This window comes from Bacillus sp. JJ1532, from assembly GCF_036965085.1.
Lineage (GTDB): Bacteria > Bacillota > Bacilli > Bacillales > Cytobacillaceae > Cytobacillus.
This window is the reverse complement of sequence record NZ_JBALOW010000002.1, coordinates 20,617-39,774: the sequence shown is the minus strand read 5'-3', so window position 1 is coordinate 39,774 and position 19,158 is coordinate 20,617. Positions and strand designations below refer to the sequence as shown.

Sequence of the window (19,158 nt, the reverse complement as noted above, 5' to 3'; positions counted from 1 at the left end):
GCGGGGTCATGGATAGCCAAAGCTTGCTGGAAGTAAAGAAGCTTGAAACATATTTTTATACAGAACGTGGAATAGTTAAGCCGGTGGATAATGTTTCTTTTCACGTAAATAAGGGAGAAATAGTTGGTCTGGTTGGTGAATCCGGCTGCGGAAAAAGTGTGACGGCCCAGTCCATTCTTCGGCTGTTGGATGAACATAATGTTGATTATGAAGGAGAAATCAATATTGAAGGGAAAAATATTATAGCCCTAAGTAAAAAGGAAATGCGAAAAATTCGCGGCAATGATATTTCGATGATATTTCAAGACCCATCCAGTTCACTCAATCCTGTCCACACAATTGGGAAACAGATTATAGAGTCCTTGAGGCTGCACAAAAAAATAACGAAAAAAGATGCCTACAAAGAGGCTATTGAACTTTTAAGAGTAACCGGTATCCCTTCACCGGAAAAAAGGGTTGCGGAGTATCCGCACCAATTATCGGGCGGGATGAAACAACGCGCGATGATCGCGATTGCTTTGGCATGCCAGCCGAAGATATTGATAGCTGATGAACCAACGACCGCATTGGATGTTACAATCCAGGCCCAAATATTGAATTTGATCCGTGATTTAAATAAGAGGAATAATATGGGCGTCATTTTTATTACCCATGATCTGGGTGTAGTTGCAGAATTGTGCCATAGGGTCATTGTTATGTATCTCGGCCAAATTGTAGAAGAGGCAGACGTCAAGACGCTTTTTACTAGTCCTAAGCATCCATATACGCGTGGATTACTTAAATCCATTCCTCAAATGGATGGAGACAGATCACAGAAGCTTCATGTTATAGAAGGATCGGTTCCTTCTCAAAATGAAAAGCCTAAGGGATGCAACTTCGCTCCTCGTTGTCCTTTTGCCGATAAACTTTGCATGGTGGAGGATCCTGGCTTGTTCATGGATTCTGATCATCAAAAAGTTAAATGCTGGCATTACAAAGAAATTGCTCTGAAAGAGGAGGGAAACTATGAAGTTGTATACGGAAGAACGGGAGAAGTTATTTGAGGTCCAGGGTTTAAAAAAGGAATTTGATGTAAAAGGCCCCTTTAGCTGGCTTGGAATAGGCAATAAAAGTAAGGTAAAAGCGATAAACAGTGTTTCTTTTCATCTTTATCGGGGTGAAACACTTGGTCTTGTCGGAGAATCAGGATGTGGAAAAAGTACCACAGGCCGGACAATTTTACGCCTTATTGAGCCAACATCAGGATCCGTCATATATAAAAATCAGGATATTTTCAAGATGCCCGAAAAGGAATTCAGGAAAATCAGGAAGGAAATACAAATGGTATTCCAAGACCCGTTTACATCATTAAATCCTCGGCAACGGGTCGGAAGTATTTTGGAAGAGCCCTTGATCATTCACTCAATTGGTACAGCCGCTGAACGTAAAAAGCGAGTTATGGATGTATTAGAAAAAGTAGGGTTGAAAATAGAACATTATTATCGATTCCCTCATGAGTTTTCCGGTGGACAAAGGCAGCGGATCGGCTTGGCACGCTCTTTAATTGTTAATCCAAGCTTGATCATTTTGGATGAAGCTGTATCTGCTTTGGACGTGTCGATTCAATCGCAAATTATCAATCTATTGGAAGAACTGCAAGAGGAATTAAATATTACTTATTTATTTATCACTCATGATATGAGTGTCGTTCGGCATATATCCGATAGAATTGCCGTCATGTATCTTGGCAATATCGTTGAGATTGCAGAAACGGACGAATTATTTTCCAATCCCTTACATCCTTATACACAAGTATTATTATCTTCCGTTCCATTGCCGAAGCCTGAGCAGAATAAAGAGAGGATTGTTTTGGAGGGGGAGGTTCCATCGCCATTAAATCCCCCAACCGGATGTACTTTCCATACAAGATGCCCTCGTGCCATGGACATATGCAAGAATGCAATTCCGGAATCCAAACAAATGGATGATGGCCATACAGTCGCGTGCCATTTATATTAATCTAGAAATTGAATAGGTGTCGTCCTTGTTAGGGACGGCCATTTTATCATAAAACAGTGAACTGTGATTGAAGAAACGGAGGAGAAAAAATGAAATTCCCTGAAAATGTAATCATTCGAGACGTTACGTTAAGAGATGGATTGCAAAATGAAAAAGCGTTTATGGAAACGGAAGAAAAAATTAAAAATCTCAAAAAGCTGATACTGGCCGGATTTAATAGAATAGAAGTCACTTCATTTGTCCATCCCAAATGGGTGCCTGCTCTTAGCGATGCGGATGAACTTGCACAACAATTGCCCTTTCAGCAAGGAATTGAATTTGATGCATTAGTTCCGAATCAACGTGGATTGGATCGCTTTTTAAATACAAAAATCCATAATGCCGTATTCTTTCTTTCGGCAAGTAATGCCCATAATAAGTCGAATTTAAATAGAAGTACAGATGAGACATTAACGGAGATAGAGGCATTGATAGAACAAAATAACAAAGCTGGCAGAAAGTCTATCGGGGGCATAGCTACTGCATTCGTTTGTCCTTTTGACGGAACTGTACCTTATTCTGAGGTGGAAAAGATCGCTGAACGGTTAGTAAATTGTGGTGTATCCGAATTGGGTGTAGGAGATACGATCGGAAAAGCTACACCTAGGCAAATTTACGAATATTGTGCACGTTTATCAGACAGGTTTCCGGATATGCCACTAAGTCTCCACCTTCATGATACGTACGGTTACGGCTTGGCGAATGTGTTAGCTGGTTTACAGGCAGGCATTCAAGTCATTGATGTAGCACAGGCAGGTCTTGGAGGATGTCCTTATGCACCAGGAGCTCCTGGAAACATAGAGGGTAGCAAGGTAGTGGACTTTCTGGAAAAGCAGAATATAAATACGGGCCTGGATCTGCAGGCTTTGAAAGAGCTTGATGGAGGCTTTAATCAATTTTTATTAAGGAAAGAAAGTAGCAAAGTGTCCTCCGGTGAATAAGTAAGGAAGGTTTATTTCAACCACTGTATACAAAGAGGGAAAATTCTGATAATTACTTAGAATGAAGGCGGGAAATGATATGAAAAAACCTTTAGAAGGCATTAAAGTTTTGGAGTTGGGCAATTTCGTAGCAGCTCCATTTGCTGGTAAAGTTTTTGGGGAGTTTGGTGCTGAAGTTATCAAGGTGGAGGACCCTAAGAGCGGAGATTCATTGAGGAACTGGAGGGTAATGCATAAAGGTACTTCTTTGTGGTGGTATGTTCACGCAAGAAATAAAAAATCGATCACTCTCAACCTTCGCGAGCCAGATGGGCAAAACATTGTTCGTGAATTGGCTAAAGAAGCGGATGTGGTGATTGAAAATTTCCGACCTGGGAGATTGGAAGGTTGGGGAATCGGTTATGAGGATTTGAAGGAAATAAATCCAAGCATTATTATGACAAGAATTTCAGGCTATGGACAGACGGGACCTTACAGAGACAAAGTTGGGTTTGGGAGTGTGGCAGAATCTATGGGAGGCCTCAGGTATTTGACAGGTTTTCCTGATCGCCCTCCAGTACGAGTTGGCTTAGCCATCGGTGATTCTGTTGCTGCTTTATATGCTGTTATTGGCACGCTTTTAGCTATTAGGGCGCGAGATAATGATCCACAGAGGAGAGGACAATATGTGGATGTGGCATTAACAGAGTCGGTCTTCTCTTTATTGGAAGGCGTACTGCCAGAATATGACTTGAAGGGCATCATCCGTGAAAGGACCGGGGCAACGCTGGAAGGAATTGCTCCTTCCAACACCTATCTTTGCAGAGACGGAAAGTATATTGTCATAGCAGCAAACAGTGACGGCATATTCAAGCGGTTTGCTGAAGCAATCGGCCGGGAGGATTGGGCAAACGACCCTGAACTTGCGAACAACCAAGGGCGAGCGAAAGTAGTCGATTATCTGGATGAGGAAATTGAAAAATGGACTAAGCTCCATACACAGAAGGAAGTACAAGAGCTTCTCGATGCTGCCGGAGTACCGGTCGGCCCGATTTACAGTATTGAAGACATTGCCAACGATGTCCAATATCAAGCGCGTGATATGCTGCAAACAGTGACACTGCCAGATGGTGAGGAAGTGCTGGTTCCAGGGGTGGTACCAAAATTATCTGAAACTCCGGGTGAGATTAAATGGATTGGCCCTAAATTGGGTGAACATAATGATGAGATTCTATCTAAACAAATGAATAAATAAGTCATCAGAAGGGCTTTTGCATAAATTATCTGGGGATTTTTACTATAAGTAAGAGGTTAGGGGCGAAGGAAAATGCTTTATAGAAATAAAGGAAAATATCCAATTATACATTCAAGTACCTATATTGCTCCAGGAGCCAAGTTGGTTGGAGACATTGAACTTAAGGAAGATACATCTGTCTGGTTTAATGCTGTTTTAAGAGGTGATAATGAAAAAATTACGATAGGAAAAGGCTCTAATATTCAGGATGGTGCTGTTGTCCATGTAGATCCGGGCTATCCAGTCCATGTCGGAGAATACGTCACCATTGGACATAATGTAGTTTTACATGGAGCTACAGTAAAGGATGGGGCATTAATTGGGATGGGAGCAACCATTTTAAATGGTGCTGTTATTGGAGAAGGGGCACTAGTGGCTGCTGGTGCACTTGTTCCTGAAGGTAAAATTATTGAACCAGGTGTTTTAGTGGCTGGAGTTCCTGCCAAGATGATTCGAACACTATCACCTGAGGAGATTGAGCGTTCAAAAGAAGGTGCCCTCCATTATGTCCAAAACGGGAGAAATTTTCGCGAAGAGAACATTGTCGAAATGGATAAGCTTTAAATAAGAATTTTTACGGAAAACAATCAGATTATCAACAATTGTGTGTCCTAGGTACTTTATGAACCGTTGCCTGAAGTGGGGAAAAGTCTTTAGGATATTCCCCCTTCTTTAGAAAAAGCACAGGAATGATATCCTAGTTTCTACTATATATATTAGCATTATTATAGTGAATTTCGATGTTCAATGGAGGCAGTTACATGTATATAAAAAAATTACCTCAGGAACCTATTATTCAACTATTTAAAGCAATCCTTTCGCTACAAACAAAGGAAGAGTGTGCGGCATTTTTTGATGATTTGTGTACGATGAATGAAATAAAGTCTTTCGCACAGAGGCTCGAAGTTGCGAGATTACTAAAAGAAGGCAATACATATATGGATATCCAAATTGAAACGAATGCCTCATCATCTACGATAACCAGGGTTAAGAAGCTTTTAGATTATGGAAGTGATGGTTATCAAACTGTTTTAGAACGCGTAAGTACTTCTGGGAAGTCATAGAAAAAGGCTATTTAATAGTAATCCTTTGGGCATTTTCTTATAAAAAGAAAATGCCCTTATATATTGCTAATGACCTATAGAAAAGACTAAATATACTCGTAGCAAATTTATTATTTTCTAATTGGACGTTCTAGTGTTAATATTTCATCTTCCAGAGAAGACAATTGCTGGCTGACTAAGTGTTTAACATCTGAAACAGCAGCATTATAAAAATGTGGAGCAAGTGATTCCTTAACGAATTCTAATACACTTTCAGCAGCAAATTCTGATATTTCCTCATCCCTCTCTTGTGAAAAGAAATATTGAATGTCTGCAATCATTAATTGTTGTTGATCTTTTGTGAGCTTAAAAAACATAGAATAACACTCCTTCAAAAAATTATTATAGTTAATTGGATATAAACAAGGTGATTAGTTTATCTAGATTGAATAATAGGAGCTATTATCTCAATACTGTTAGTCCAAATCCCGCCGTCATAATTTTTAGGAAGGCGTTCTAAATCTTTTTCTTTATCAAAACCTTCCGACCATCCGCCATCTCCTGCAACAATAATGACTCTGGAATCCACCCTATCCATCCTATTTACAAACTTATTTGACCATCCCCATATCCAAGGAGCATATTTCTCTGGAAGATGTATTTGTGTATGATGACAGGATGAGGGGACATATCCTGTCCAACCAACGGCGATATAAGGCAGCATGCAGCTTTTCAGAGTAGCCTTTGACATGACACGGAGATTTGGAAGGCCTTCTTTTAATGTCTCAATTGGCAGATCGCCCCCATAAACTGTTAGTTGACTTAAACGTTCCTTTGGCAGTTCTGAAAGATATTTTGCAAGCTGCACTCCTTCTTCAGGGTCATTACTTTTTATATGTATGAGAAATGACTGATTCGGAAAAAAGCTTAGTACTTCATCAAGTGTTGGCATTAGCCCAACGCCTTTACCACGAAAGGGATACGTTTTCCCGTTATCAAATGTATACCCATAGCCAATATCCAATTGTTTTAATTCTTCCATTGTGTGCTCTTTCGTAACACCTTTTCCATTCGTTCGGCATTCAAGAGTCCAATCATGGAAAATAGCAAATTTCCCATCCTTCGTTAATTGAACATCAAATTCAACGATGTCAGCACCTGCTTTAAAGGCTGCTTCTATTGATGGAATCGTATTCTCCAAAAATGGATGTTCAGGTTCATAAATCCTTTCGGCCGTACATGTTTCACCAGTGATTCCTTCCATTGGGAACGTTTGGGCCATTCCTCTATGTGCTAATAACAATGGAGCCTCCTCCCTGGCTTTCGAAAATAGAGAACTATTATTAAGAAACATGAAAGCTGATAAAACTAATACAAATATAGAAAACCTTTTGGCCACTCGTTTAAACTTCTTCATAATTCCTCCAAAATAAAAATGGACATACCTTCCAATAGTTTAGCATAGAAAAATAATCAGAAGCTCTGCTTATTTTGTGCAAAAAGAATTTAGCGGGTAACAAAGTTTAACTATTTCCGTCCAATATTAAGGGGGGATGGAAATGAATAGAAAACTTCTGCTGTTATTCCTACTATTGGGTATGACTCTGCTGGGCTGTTCCAAAGTAAATATGTTAGAAGAAAAGCCGCCAAATGCAGTTATTAAAATAAAATATGAAATGTATGAAACGACATTAGGCACTTATTGCTGGAATGGGAAAGGTGTAAGTACTTGTGTTGATACGGCTGGGCCAATTGAACTTTTAGAAGGTAAAAAGCCAATAAAAGTAAAGCCTGGTGAAAAAATTACATTTGTGATGGAGTATGATCCTAAACCAAACGAATACTATGTGGTCCAGATACATGGGAACGAGGAACATGCAATTGAGGTTATAGATTATAGTTTTACGGCACCTGCCGAAAAAGGAGTTTATTATTATTCGTTTGGAGTATGGTGGATGGATGAAAAGGTTGAGCATTTATCACATGGAGACGCATTTTATGCTTTTGCTTTAGAGATAGATTAAAAATTAATACTCATTAAAAAGGTTGCTCCAGTTAAAGTTGGCGGCAACCTTTTCGTTTTCTTCTTAGAAGAAATGTCTTCAAAATACATATCAATCTTTGGGACTAACAAACTATTAATTGACACTTCTTCGGTCAGATGTTACCATCTTAGTGGAAATAAACCAACTAAATACATAGGAATAATTAAAATAAAGCAGCGAGAGGTAAATTTTCGATTGACTATTAACTAAATATTGTTTAATATTCGAATAAAAAGATAATTAATTATCATTATATGATAATTAATTCTTATAATATGAGAAAGGGTGAGTGTTATGGAGAAGATTACGGCATTTCGAGGCACAGAACTTCGTTGTAAAGGCTGGCGTCAAGAGGCTTTGCTTCGCATGTTAGAGAATGTGCTAGAAAATGGGGAAAACCAGAAAGAATTGGTTGTATATGCAGCGCTCGGCAAGGCTGCCCGTAATTGGGATGCTTACCACGGAATTGTGAAAGCACTCCAAAATATTGAAGAAGATGAGACATTAGTCATTCAGTCCGGTAAGCCGATCGGAATTTTGAAAACTCATGCATTCGCACCACTTGTCATTATGGCCAACTGTAATATCGTTGGAAAATGGGCAACGAGTGAGAATTTTTACGATTTACAAGAAAAAGATCTGATTATGTGGGGCGGGCTGACAGCGGCTGCATGGCAATATATCGGTTCTCAAGGTGTGATTCAAGGAACATATGAAATTTTTGCCGCGATTGCGGAAAAGCATTTCAATGGAAGTCTAGCAGGGAAATTTATTTTAACGGCTGGACTTGGAGGAATGGGGGGAGCACAGCCACTCGCGGGCGTCATGGTTGGTGCGGCCATTCTTGTCGTAGAAATCGATGAGGCACGCGTCGATAAACGAATTGAAAACGGTTATTTACAAAAGAAAACGCATGATTTGGATGAGGCATTAGGCTGGATTGAAGAAGCAACTTCTAAAAATGATAGTGTGAGTGTCGGTCTAGTCGGAAATGCCGCGGATATTTATCAAGAGCTTGTGAGACGGAACATCACTCCGGATATCGTAACAGACCAAACATCAGCACACGATTTATTATATGGCTATATTCCATCAGGATATGACAAGGAAGATGTGAATCGTATACGTGAAACAAATCCGGCTAAGCTCGAGCAAGATGCGCGTGCATCCATTGCCAGGGAAGTTGAGTCAATGCTTGCGCTTAAAGACCGTGGTTCAATTGTGTTTGATAACGGCAATAACATTCGTACACAAGCGTATCAGTATGGTGTTAGTGATGCCTTTGATATCGATATTTTTACAGAAGCCTATTTACGCCCCTTGTTCAGCCGGGCGATTGGGCCGTTTCGTTGGATCGCTTTGACGGGTGATGAGGATGATATTCATACGATCGATAACTACATATTAGAACATTTTAAAGAAAATAAAATTGTTACCAATTGGATTTCACTCGCTAATCAATACGTTCCATTCCAAGGTTTACCCGCACGAATCGGCTGGTTCGGCCATGGTGAAAGAACAGAGTTAGCACTCGCAGTTAACAAGATGGTTCGGGATGGGGTATTAAGTGGCCCGATCGCATTCTCCCGAGATCACCTTGATGCAGGAGCGATGACACATCCAAATATTATGACGGAAAGAATGAAAGACGGGAGTGACGCTATTTCTGATTGGCCACTTTTGAATGGAATGTTAAGTTGCTCATCGATGGCGGATTTAACAGCAATCCACTCAGGTGGAGGCGGGTATTCCGGATATATGACGAGTGCCGGAATTACACTTGTTGCTGACGGGACGGTTGAAGCGGATATTCGGTTGAAGCATGCGTTAGATAATGATACTAGCTTAGGGGTACTAAGATATGCAGATGCCGGCTATGAAGAGGCGCTCGATGAAATTGATAAAAAAGGAATTCAACGGATTGTATTATAAACTAAGAATCAATTGATAAAAGAGGGGGAGAAACAGATGCGTGTATTAACGATGGATGATGTGAAAGCGGCGGTTGCAGGTGGTTCTGTGTATGCTTCAGGTGGTGGTGGATGGGTCGATCATGGACTAGAAATTGGTGGTGCGGCGGTTACGATGGGACAACCGAAATTGGTGTCTGTCGATGAACTTCCGGATGACGCGCTTATTATTACTTGTACGGCGATTGGTGCACCAGCTGGAAAAACGGATTGGCAAATGCTAGGTATCGATTATATTAAAGCAGTCAAGTTATTGATAGAAAACTATGAAGGAAAAATTGTTGGTGTGATGACACCGCAAAATGGAATGTCTAGCTCAATCAACGGCTGGTTACCAGCAGCAATGCTGGATTTGGTCGTAGTTGATGCAACAGGAGATATTCGCGCTCATCCAACAGGTAAGATGGGGCAGATGGGTGTAGCAGCCGATCCTCATTTTGAAACCATTCAAGTTGTTGTTGGCGGGAAGAAGGAAACTGGATCTTATATCGAGCTTGTCGTAAAAGGAGCACCGGCCAAAACTTCAAATATATTACGCACTGCTTCTGATATGTCAGGCGGATTTATCGCTTCTGCGAGACTGCCACTCCCTGCAAGCTTTATAAAAGAGAATGCTGCTGTCGGCGGTATTTCAATGGCGATCGATCTTGGCAAGGCAATCATTGAGGCTGAACCAAATGGTGCTGAAGCGGTCATCCAAACGATTTGTGATAAGACGAACGGAGAGATTTTAGGGCGGGGAAAGGTTATTTCCACATCCGTTGAATATTCAGGTGCTTTTGATATCGGTAAAATAGTCGTTGATGTGCCAAACAATCCACTAACATTGCATGTAATGAACGAATTTATGGCAGTAGATGATTCACAAGGTAATCGTTTGACGACTTATCCTGATGTGATTACGGCCATTTCAACTGAAACAGGTAAACCGCTTAGTGCTGGTGCATTAGATCCAGGTGTAGAGATTGCAGTATTTCGAATTCATAAGAGTCATATTCCACTTAGTTCAAGTGTACGCGATGCATCCGTTTATCCTGATGTCGAGGCTGCTTTAGGTATTCAGATTGCTGATTATGCATTAGAGGAATAAAAGCATTAGTACAAAGGGGAAAGGAGGATACTGGTGGAACTGATTTTGAAAGCATACGAATATTTAATAAAAAATCATAATCGATTTTTAGAGGAGCTGCAAGTTCATTTAACCTTAAGTTTTTCGGCGCTCATTCTTGGTTTACTTCTCTGTGTTCCACTTGGGATATGGTGCGCAAAAAATCCAAAAGTTGCAGCAGCGATTATGAATACGGTCAATTCCATTCGGGTTATTCCGAGTCTGGCTATCCTTGTTATTATGCTGCCACTGATTGGAACTGGATTTTTACCGGCGCTTATCGCATTGACAGTGTTAGCCTGTCCTCCGATCCTTATTAGTACATTTATGGGGTTTCGTGGAATTGATCCTGCGATTCTTGAATCTGCTACTGGGATGGGAATGAGCGAAAAGGCGGTGTTAAGGAAAATTGAGTTCCCGCTAGCGATGCCACTCGTGATTGCTGGTGCGAAAACATCGAGTGTAGAGGTTCTTGCTAGTGCATCGCTTGCGGCATTTATTGGAGGCGGTGGGTTAGGAACATTTATTATTAATGGATTAAGCATGTATAAATTTGAAGTGTTGCTCGTCGGTGCCATCCCGATTGCGTTATTAACGATATTTTCAGAGGTCATTTTTTCAGTGATTGAGCGTATGACAACAAGGTATCAAAGAGATTCATAGGGAAGAAAACTATTTTAGAGGAGGTTTATCATGAAAAAAAAATCATGGATTGTTCTAGCAATTGTACTTGTATTTTCTTTGGCACTTAGTGCTTGCAGTGGTTCTTCGAATATAAAGGTAGGTTCGAAAAACTTTACGGAATCGCTCATTTTAGGTGAAATGTATGCATTAGCATTGGAGGATGCAGGATTTAAAGTAGACCGTAAATTGAATCTTGGTGGAACACTTGTTGCTCATGAGGCACTAAAGAAGGGTGATATTGACGTGTATCCTGAATATACAGGTACTGGACTCCTTAATATTATGGAGGAAGAGCCACTCTCTGATCCACAACAAGTGTATGATATGGTTGCTGATTTTTATAAGAAGGAATTTGATCTTGTTTGGTTAACTCCGTCAAACGCGAATAACACGCAAGCAATCGCTGTATCGAAAAAAGCATCGGATGAATATGGAATTAAGACTCTATCAGACCTTCAAGCAAATGCAGAACACATCGATTTTGCTGCGGTTCCCGAGTTTGAAGAACGCGAAGACGGATTGCTTGGAATGAATCGGGTATACGGGGATTTTAATTTTAAAAGTCTAAAGCTTTATGACTATGGTGTCAAATATCGTGCTGTATTAGAGGACGAAGTGCAAGGGACAGTTGCGTTTGGAACAGATGGTGATTTAACGAATCCAGATCTAGTTTTGTTAGAAGATGATAAACATTTATGGCCGCCATATTTCGTTGCTCCAGTCATTCGCCAAGATACATTAGATAAGGATGAAAAAATCAGGAAAATCTTAGATGATATCTCAGCGAAACTTGATGATAGCACGATGCAGAAATTGAATGCGGAAGTGGACATTAATCAGCGTGAGTATGCGGATGTAGCGAAAGAATTTTTACAAAATGAAGGTTTGATTAAATAATCTTATATTCAGCGGGAATGCGAAAGTTCTCGCTGAATGAAACTTTACTTTATAGATGTAGAATTGAGGGTGAGAGGTTTGACGAAGAATGCCATTGTTTTTGAACAAGTGATCAAACAGTTTCCTAATGCGGCAAAACCGTCCGTGTATGAAACAAACCTCACAATTGAAGAAGGTAGCTTTGTCACAATCCTAGGAGCATCCGGATGTGGAAAGACAACATTGTTGAAAATGGTAAATCGGATTCATGATATGACATCTGGGAAAATTTTTGTGCATGGTAAGGACATTATGGATATACCAGTCACCGAACTGCGGCGCAATATTGGCTATGTCATTCAACAAATTGGTTTATTTCCGCATATGACAATTGCTGAAAATATTGCAACAGTTCCTAAGGAATTAGGCTGGGATGCGAAAAAAATCGATGAACGAATCGATTTTTTACTAGAATTGATCGAGTTGTCACCTGAGGAATATCGTAACAGATATCCGCGGCAATTATCTGGTGGACAGCAGCAGCGTGTTGGTTTGGCTCGGGCTTTGGCTGGCAATCCGTCGATTATGTTAATGGATGAACCATTCGGGGCGATCGATGCAATTACCCGAAGTACATTGCAGGATGAAATGATTCACATTCAACGCAAACTAAACAAGACCATCTTGTTTGTTACACATGATATTGACGAGGCGCTGAAATTAGGGGATAAAATTGTGATTATGAACGAAGGAGTCATTCAACAATATGACACACCCTTAAACATCATTACGAATCCAGCAAATTCTTTTGTTAGTGAGCTTGTTCATTCAGAGGATGTCGTGCAACATCTCAGTCTAATGAGAGCTGATCATGTGATGGTGCCACTTACTGATACGATCGACCCCCAAGAAGTAAAAGTGGATCAGGCTGAGAATTTGAAAAGTGTTCTCTCACATATTTTACAGGCACAAAGCGATTCAGTCATCGTGACAGCGGAGGATCAAACACCGATTGGGCGAATCACATTGGCTGAGCTTAAAGGTTATATTGCGGGAAGTAATCGCTCAAAAGCCGCTCTATAACGTAAAGGTGGGAAAAAACTATGTTTGACTATTTAATCAATCAGTATGATCGTATATTGATGTTATTTTTTCAACATCTTATGCTTACTGTTATTTCACTAAGCATCGCCTTGCTGATTGCTCTACCCGTAGGAATATTATTATCCCGAAAAAAGTGGTTGTCTGTGCCGGTTTTGTCGATTCTCGGCATCTTATATTCGATTCCTAGCTTGGCAATGTTTGCCTTCCTAATTCCAATTGTTGGATTGGGCCTAAAACCTGCAATTATTGCCCTCATTGCCTACTGTCAACTCATACTCGTCCGCAATGTCATGGTTGGATTTCAATCCATAGATCCAGCGATCATTGAAGCGGGCAAAGGAATGGGACTAGCCTCACTTCGATTGTTTTGGAAAATTGAATTTCCACTCGCTTTACCTGTGATTTTAGGCGGCATCCGAATCGCCACCATTTCGACCATTGGGATCGCCACGATTGCCGCATGGATCAACGCTGGTGGACTTGGAGTTATTTTATTTGAAGGACTTTATCAAAATCATACTCCTAAAATGATCTGGGGTACCATTTTTGTATCCCTGCTTGCGATCGCAGCTAACCAGTTATTATTAAGTTTAGAGAAACGCTCTGCCTTAAAAGTAAGAGGTGAACTCGTATCGAAGTAGAAGAACATATTGATTATCACCAAGTGAGGGATAAAGCGGTGAATGTAAACAAAAATCAAACGATCGAAAGAGCATTAGATATTATTTTTTCTTTAGCCGAAGTGGAGTCGAACTTGACCGTGAGTGAAATCGCGGAGAAAGTCGCCATTCCGGAAAGCACCGCTTATCGACTAATCAAAACATTAGAGAATTATGGAATGGTCGAAAGAAAATCAGTCGGACAAATCAGATTAGGTGTGCGCATACTTGATTTGGCAAGAAGTTTACAGCAACAAATGGACCGGGAATTAATTACGATTGCTCGACCGATCATGGAAATGTTAACTGAAAATGTAAATGAAACGTCCTTGCTTTGTGTGAGGTCAGCAACTGAGGTGATTTGTGTGCAAAGTATAGAAACACGTCAAATCCTTAGGTTGTCTGTTGAAGTAGGAAAAATATTACCGCTCTACCGCGGAGCTTCAGGCAAAGCGATTTTAGCATTTGAAAAGAAACAAACAATCTCACAATTAGTCCAAACAATCTCAGACGAAAATGTACGACAAAACATTCAGTCAGAAATAGAAGAAATTAGATCGCAAGGCTATTGCCTGACGTTCGCGGAAGTGGATACAAATATATTTGGTTTAGCAGTTCCTATATATGATAAAGACAAACGTGTCATTGCTTCACTGACAGTCGCTGGGCCAACAGATCGATGGACGAAAGAAAACAGTGAATTATTTGTGAATACTGTCGTGTCCTCAGCAGAAGAAATCTCGAGGCAGCTAGCTTGCGTTTCTACTGCATCTTTATATAAGGGGGAGGAAGGTAATTGACCATGTTACATACGGAATTCGATCTGTTGATTAAGGGTAACGTTGTTTTACCAGACCGTATCGATTATGAGTCGACTATAGCAATTAAAGATGGGAAAATAAGCCACGTTTCTAAAGATAATACAAAACTGTTTGGCAAAGAAACGATTGATGCATCGGGAAGTTATATTCTCCCGGGTGCGATTGATGCGCATGTTCATTGCTTTAGCTCGCTTGCGGAAGGTTTTACGAATGCAGGCAAATCGGCTGCTGCCGGTGGCGTAACAACGATTATTGAAATGCCATATGATGCAACAGGAATCGTTTGCACTGAGCAGCTCTTTTTGGAAAAAGCAGCTAGGCTAGAAGAAGAGGCGGTTGTTGATACGGCCTTATTGGCAACGATTCCAAAAGAAGATGGTTTGGATGAAATTACAAAACTGGCTCAAGCAGGTGCCTGTGGCTTTAAAGTATCGATGTTTAATACGGATTCTTTTCGGTTTCCCCGTATTGATGAAGGACAATTATTGGATGCTTTTGCTGTCATAGCGAAAACGGGACGTCCCGTCGGGGTTCATGCGGAAAATGATGATATTGTCAGAAGATATTTACGTAAATTTGCTGATCAAGGTATGGCGGATCCACGTGCGCATGGTTATAGCCGACCGAAAGTGGCGGAATCTGTTGCAGGATTAACAGCGATGGAATTGGCCTATTATACCGGAGTAAAGCTGCACTTATATCATAGTACTTTTAAACGGATCTTTGATTTCGTTGACTATTATCGCTCACAAGGTGCAAAAATCACAGCAGAAACATGTACACATTACTTAACTTTTAACGAAGAAGATCTGTTGGAGCTTGGTGCTAGAGGGAAAATCAACCCACCGCTGCGCACGAAACAAGATGTAAGCGATCTATGGGATCTCATTGCATCTGGCAAAATCGATATGGTCACATCAGACCATGCTCCGTGGACGTTAGACCGAAAAGCAAGCAGTGATATTTTTCAAAATGCATCGGGTGCGCCAGGTGTTGAAACACTATTGCCGATTATGTACAGTGAAGGAGTTGCGTCGGGGAAGATAACGATATTAGATCTCGTACGTGTACTTTCAGAAAATCCAGCAGCAACTTTCGGATTAGACCATTGCAAAGGTCGCATCGAAGTTGGAATGGACGCTGATATCGTCATTTTGGATCCACAGCAGTCGTATACCTTGGATGAAAAAGCTTTACATTCCAGCGCAAACTGGAGTCCGTATCACAACCGTAAAGTATACGGAAAAATAGTGAACACATTTGTTCGCGGACAGAAGGTATATAACGAGCACGGAGAAGTAGTAGGAAAAGCAGGCGATGGTCAGTTTGTCAAAGCAGTGCATAAGGGGTTGTGAAGCATGAGCCATTCATTTCACCTGCAGCCTAATCGAGATCGTATTCAACGGGACATATTAACTTTGGCAGAAATGGTTGATAAAACGAAACCTGGCTGGACACGAAGGCCGTTTACACCATGGTATAAGCAAAGCCGTGCATGGTTAAAAGAGCAAATGGAAGCGTGTGGGCTGGATGTCAAAATAGATGCTGGTGCTAATCTGATTGGAACAATGGCTGGTACGGATGACCATTGTAAGCCAATCATGATCGGATCTCATACGGATACCGTCACTGGCGGAGGCCGTTTTGATGGGATCATTGGTGTTGTTGCTGGCCTGGAAATTGCTCGCCGCTTGCAGGAAACGGGAACAAGATTGCGCCATCCACTTGAAATTGTTGATTTTACAGCGGAAGAACCAAGTGAGTTCGGAATATCGACCATTGGAAGCCGAGCAATGGTCGGCCATTTATCACCCGAGATGATGGAACGGACGGATCAATCAGGGCTAAAGTTGAAAGATGGGATTCAGATGATGGGGGGAGCGCCCAATCGAATCGCTGAGCTCACTCGTAAACAAGGGGATGTCAGCTTGTATTTGGAGCTCCACATCGAACAAGGGCCCGTTTTAGAACAATCGAATAAGCAGCTTGGAGTTGTGACCGGGATTGTTGGCATCCATCGCTATCGAGTCATCGTTGAAGGAAAACCTAACCACGCGGGCACAACCCCGATGAATATGCGTTTCGATGCATTAGCAGGTGCATCACAATTCGTGTTAGAACTGGAGAATTTATGCAAAGCGACATATGCGGACCCTGTGGTGGGCACAGTGGGAAAATTAATGAATGAACCGAATGGGGCGAATGTTGTTCCGGGACGCGTCACATTTGAATTGGAAGTTCGCTCGCTTGACGCGGGAATTATCGAGACAATCATCGATAAATTCTCTCGTTTTTCCAATCATATCGCCGCATATCGGTCTCTAGAAATTAGTTTAGATAATTTATCAAAGTCTGAAGCGATTCGTGTTCTTCCTGAAATTCAGGACAAGATTAGTAAAGCATGTGCCGCTGCTGGAAGTACAATGTATTTACCAAGCGGTGCGGGCCATGATGCGAATCAACTGGCAAACATTGCTCCAGTGGGCATGATTTTTGTTCCTAGCAGTGATGGCAGAAGTCACTGCCCGGAGGAATGGACAGATTATGTTGATGTTGCACGTGGAATCGAGGCAATGGCAAGAGCGCTACTTGAATTTGATCGTAGTATATAGTCTATTTCTAATTTTCTACTACTCTAGCTAGAGCGCTTATTATAACTATTTCACAAGTGGGGGTGAAACATGTGTCTAGTCAAACTGGGGAGCTTATAATAGACGGGCAATCATTATCATATAATAAGATTGTTGAATATATTGAAAATCCGAAACTGCAAGTTTCCTTGTCAGCTCAAGCAAAAGATCGAGTAAAGCTGTTCCGTTCTGCCGTAGATCAATGGTTGGTAGATGAGAAAAAAGTGATTTATGGTGTGACAACTGGTTTAGGTAAATTAAAGAATTTTGTCGTTGATGAATGTAATCAAAATGAATTTCAGCGAAAGATCTTACTTTCACATGCTGTGGGGCTTGGTCCAAATTTTCCAGATCCAGTCGTTCGCCTTGCAATGTTATTGCGAGTAAATGTACTTGCCCGTGGTAATTCAGGGGTAAGAGCTGAATTTATTGAGCGAATTCTGCAGTTGTTAAATAAAGGTATCTATCCGTGTGTACCTCAAATCGGCTCATTAGGGGTCGGCGATTTACAGGCAATGGCGCATATCGGTTTATGTATCATTGGGGCCCCGGAAGGAAGGGCTCGTTTCCAGGGGGAAGAGGGGAAAATCGCTGATATTTTGGCTAAGGCACAAATATCTCCCGTCCGCTTTGAAATGGCTTCAAAAGAAGCATTGGCTTTAATTGACGGTAGTACGATGGTGCTTGCTGCAGCAATCTATACTTATTATCAAGTTCAGCAGCTTTGTAAAGTTGCTGATATGGCTGCGGCCTTAAATATCGAGGCAAGTAGAGGGGAATTGAATGCACTTGATCCCCGGATCCACGAAGCGAACAATCTTCAAGCAGAGCAGGAAACAGCACGAGTGTTGCGGGAATTATTAGAAGGGAGCCAATGGACGACGGATGAGGGAAGAAAACGATTAGGTGAATTCTCGCCTCGTGTCCAGGATGCAGTGAGCATACGATCTACGGCCCAAGTCCATGGAGCAATTAAAGATGTGTTGCAATATATCCAATCTATTTTAGATAAAGAAATGAATGCCGCGAAGGATAATCCGTTAATTTTCCATAATGGCGTGAATTTTGAAAGTATAAGCGGTGGAAATTATCATGGGGCACATCTTTCATATGCGCTGGACTTTATGGGGATTGTCATTACAGATTTAGCTGTTATATCTGAGCGAAGATCCGCTCGTCTGCTCGATCCAGCTATGAGCTATGGTTTACCGGCAAATTTAGTTGCAAATGCCGGGTTAAATACTGGATTTGCACTTGTTCATGCGAACGCTACGGCAATCATCGGCGAGATGAGGCTATTAGCAACGCCAGCAAGTGTAAATTCAATCCCTGCAAAAGGCAATCAAGAAGATCATAATAGTATGGCGATGGGAGCCGTTCGTAAGCTGACCCAAATCATCGAACATGCCCAACAAGTACTGGCGATTGAACTGCTCCTTGCAGCGCAAGCCATCGATCTTATTGCGGACGAAATGCATGATTTGCCGATGGGAATAGGCACATCAACTCTCCATCGTTGGATTCGACAAACAATTGAACCGATGTGGGAAGATCGGTTTATCCTATCAGATCTGGAGAAAATGATTGAATTTGTAAAAAGCGGCCAGATTGTGGCGCAATTTCCGCAGCGGAAAATTTCTGCGTAGAATGAAAGTGGTCGGTAACTTCGGATTTGTAAGCCAGCATTAGGAAGAGCTTGCCCCATAAGCAGTATAGGGCGAGCTCTGTTCCTCATTAAATCATCACTTTACACATCTTTTTCGTCTTCGCTATCCATCTTATCAATTCCTTAATCACTGAAGTGGTTAAAACACCTTATATAGATAGTAAGATGATTAAAGTCAATTTTGAAGATTAATAATTGGAAAGTGAAGCCTCAATTAGTAATATATTGGGGCTTTTTTTATTGAATTAAGTTTAAGTAGACTATGAAGTATTCATGACGCTCGTTTTGTATGATACAAGAA

At 41.2% G+C, this 19,158-nt stretch carries 19 protein-coding genes; 17 read left to right on the top strand and 2 right to left on the bottom strand.

All coding sequences use genetic code 11. The annotated features are described in order from the left end of the window. The first annotated feature begins 8 nt into the window (after positions 1-8). From V7122_RS00560 to V7122_RS00535, 6 genes are all read left to right on the top strand, one after another. Positions 9-1,043, top strand: a complete 1,035-nt coding sequence (locus tag V7122_RS00560; RefSeq protein WP_335525361.1) for an ABC transporter ATP-binding protein — start codon at positions 9-11, stop codon at positions 1,041-1,043. Then, complete coding sequence (locus V7122_RS00555; protein WP_335525360.1) at positions 1,006-1,998, top strand: ABC transporter ATP-binding protein; 993 nt, start codon at positions 1,006-1,008, stop codon at positions 1,996-1,998. Before V7122_RS00560 ends, V7122_RS00555 begins: the two co-directional genes overlap by 38 nt. An 89-nt stretch (positions 1,999-2,087) precedes the next feature. Next, positions 2,088-2,978, top strand: a complete 891-nt coding sequence (locus tag V7122_RS00550) for a hydroxymethylglutaryl-CoA lyase (RefSeq protein WP_335525357.1) — start codon at positions 2,088-2,090, stop codon at positions 2,976-2,978. Between the two features lie 79 nt (positions 2,979-3,057). Next, positions 3,058-4,212, top strand: a complete 1,155-nt coding sequence (locus V7122_RS00545) for a CaiB/BaiF CoA transferase family protein (protein WP_335525355.1) — start codon at positions 3,058-3,060, stop codon at positions 4,210-4,212. A 72-nt stretch (positions 4,213-4,284) separates the two neighbouring features. After that, positions 4,285-4,815 carry a gamma carbonic anhydrase family protein gene (locus V7122_RS00540; protein WP_335525354.1) on the top strand — a complete coding sequence of 177 codons (531 nt, stop codon included), beginning with the start codon at positions 4,285-4,287 and terminating at the stop codon, positions 4,813-4,815. A gap of 197 nt (positions 4,816-5,012) precedes the next feature. Continuing rightward, the gene (locus tag V7122_RS00535) at positions 5,013-5,315 is read left to right on the top strand and encodes a YerC/YecD family TrpR-related protein (RefSeq protein WP_335525352.1); all 303 of its coding nucleotides are present in this window, start codon (positions 5,013-5,015) and stop codon (positions 5,313-5,315) included. A gap of 110 nt (positions 5,316-5,425) precedes the next feature. Here V7122_RS00535 and V7122_RS00530 read toward each other — a convergent pair whose 3' ends face one another. Both V7122_RS00530 and V7122_RS00525 read right to left on the bottom strand, forming a co-directional pair. Further along, positions 5,426-5,671: a DUF2164 domain-containing protein gene (locus tag V7122_RS00530; RefSeq protein ID WP_335344624.1), complete on the bottom strand. Its 246-nt coding sequence runs from the start codon at positions 5,669-5,671 to the stop codon at positions 5,426-5,428. 59 nt (positions 5,672-5,730) lie between these two features. Then, a complete protein-coding gene (locus V7122_RS00525; RefSeq protein ID WP_335525350.1) occupies positions 5,731-6,711 on the bottom strand; it encodes a glycerophosphodiester phosphodiesterase family protein in 981 nt (326 codons plus the stop codon). Positions 6,712-6,853: 142 nt separating this feature from the next. Here V7122_RS00525 and V7122_RS00520 point away from each other — a divergent pair, with 142 nt between their 5' ends. From V7122_RS00520 to V7122_RS00470, 11 genes are all read left to right on the top strand, one after another. Continuing rightward, positions 6,854-7,318, top strand: coding sequence for a hypothetical protein (locus V7122_RS00520; RefSeq protein WP_335525348.1), 465 nt, complete (start codon positions 6,854-6,856; stop codon positions 7,316-7,318). A gap of 315 nt (positions 7,319-7,633) precedes the next feature. Continuing rightward, entirely contained in the window at positions 7,634-9,271 is a 1,638-nt protein-coding gene (locus V7122_RS00515) for a urocanate hydratase (RefSeq protein WP_335525347.1), read from the top strand. 36 nt (positions 9,272-9,307) lie between these two features. Continuing rightward, positions 9,308-10,399, top strand: a complete 1,092-nt coding sequence (locus tag V7122_RS00510) for a DUF917 domain-containing protein (RefSeq protein ID WP_335525345.1) — start codon at positions 9,308-9,310, stop codon at positions 10,397-10,399. Between the two features lie 33 nt (positions 10,400-10,432). Further along, on the top strand, positions 10,433-11,080 hold the full coding sequence (locus tag V7122_RS00505) for an ABC transporter permease (RefSeq protein WP_335525343.1): 648 nt from the start codon (positions 10,433-10,435) through the stop codon (positions 11,078-11,080). Between the two features lie 30 nt (positions 11,081-11,110). After that, the gene (locus tag V7122_RS00500; protein WP_335525341.1) at positions 11,111-11,998 is read left to right on the top strand and encodes an ABC transporter substrate-binding protein; all 888 of its coding nucleotides are present in this window, start codon (positions 11,111-11,113) and stop codon (positions 11,996-11,998) included. 78 nt (positions 11,999-12,076) lie between these two features. Beyond that, positions 12,077-13,060: an ABC transporter ATP-binding protein gene (locus V7122_RS00495; RefSeq protein ID WP_335344617.1), complete on the top strand. Its 984-nt coding sequence runs from the start codon at positions 12,077-12,079 to the stop codon at positions 13,058-13,060. Positions 13,061-13,080: 20 nt separating this feature from the next. Further along, the gene (locus V7122_RS00490; RefSeq protein WP_335344616.1) at positions 13,081-13,722 is read left to right on the top strand and encodes an ABC transporter permease; all 642 of its coding nucleotides are present in this window, start codon (positions 13,081-13,083) and stop codon (positions 13,720-13,722) included. A 38-nt stretch (positions 13,723-13,760) separates the two neighbouring features. Beyond that, on the top strand, positions 13,761-14,540 hold the full coding sequence (locus V7122_RS00485) for an IclR family transcriptional regulator (RefSeq protein WP_335525340.1): 780 nt from the start codon (positions 13,761-13,763) through the stop codon (positions 14,538-14,540). A gap of 2 nt (positions 14,541-14,542) precedes the next feature. Then, on the top strand, positions 14,543-15,916 hold the full coding sequence (locus tag V7122_RS00480) for a dihydroorotase (protein ID WP_335525577.1): 1,374 nt from the start codon (positions 14,543-14,545) through the stop codon (positions 15,914-15,916). 3 nt (positions 15,917-15,919) lie between these two features. Continuing rightward, entirely contained in the window at positions 15,920-17,173 is a 1,254-nt protein-coding gene (locus V7122_RS00475) for a Zn-dependent hydrolase (RefSeq protein ID WP_335525338.1), read from the top strand. Positions 17,174-17,244: 71 nt separating this feature from the next. Then, on the top strand, positions 17,245-18,837 hold the full coding sequence (locus V7122_RS00470) for an HAL/PAL/TAL family ammonia-lyase (protein WP_335525336.1): 1,593 nt from the start codon (positions 17,245-17,247) through the stop codon (positions 18,835-18,837). Positions 18,838-19,158: the final 321 nt, after the last annotated feature.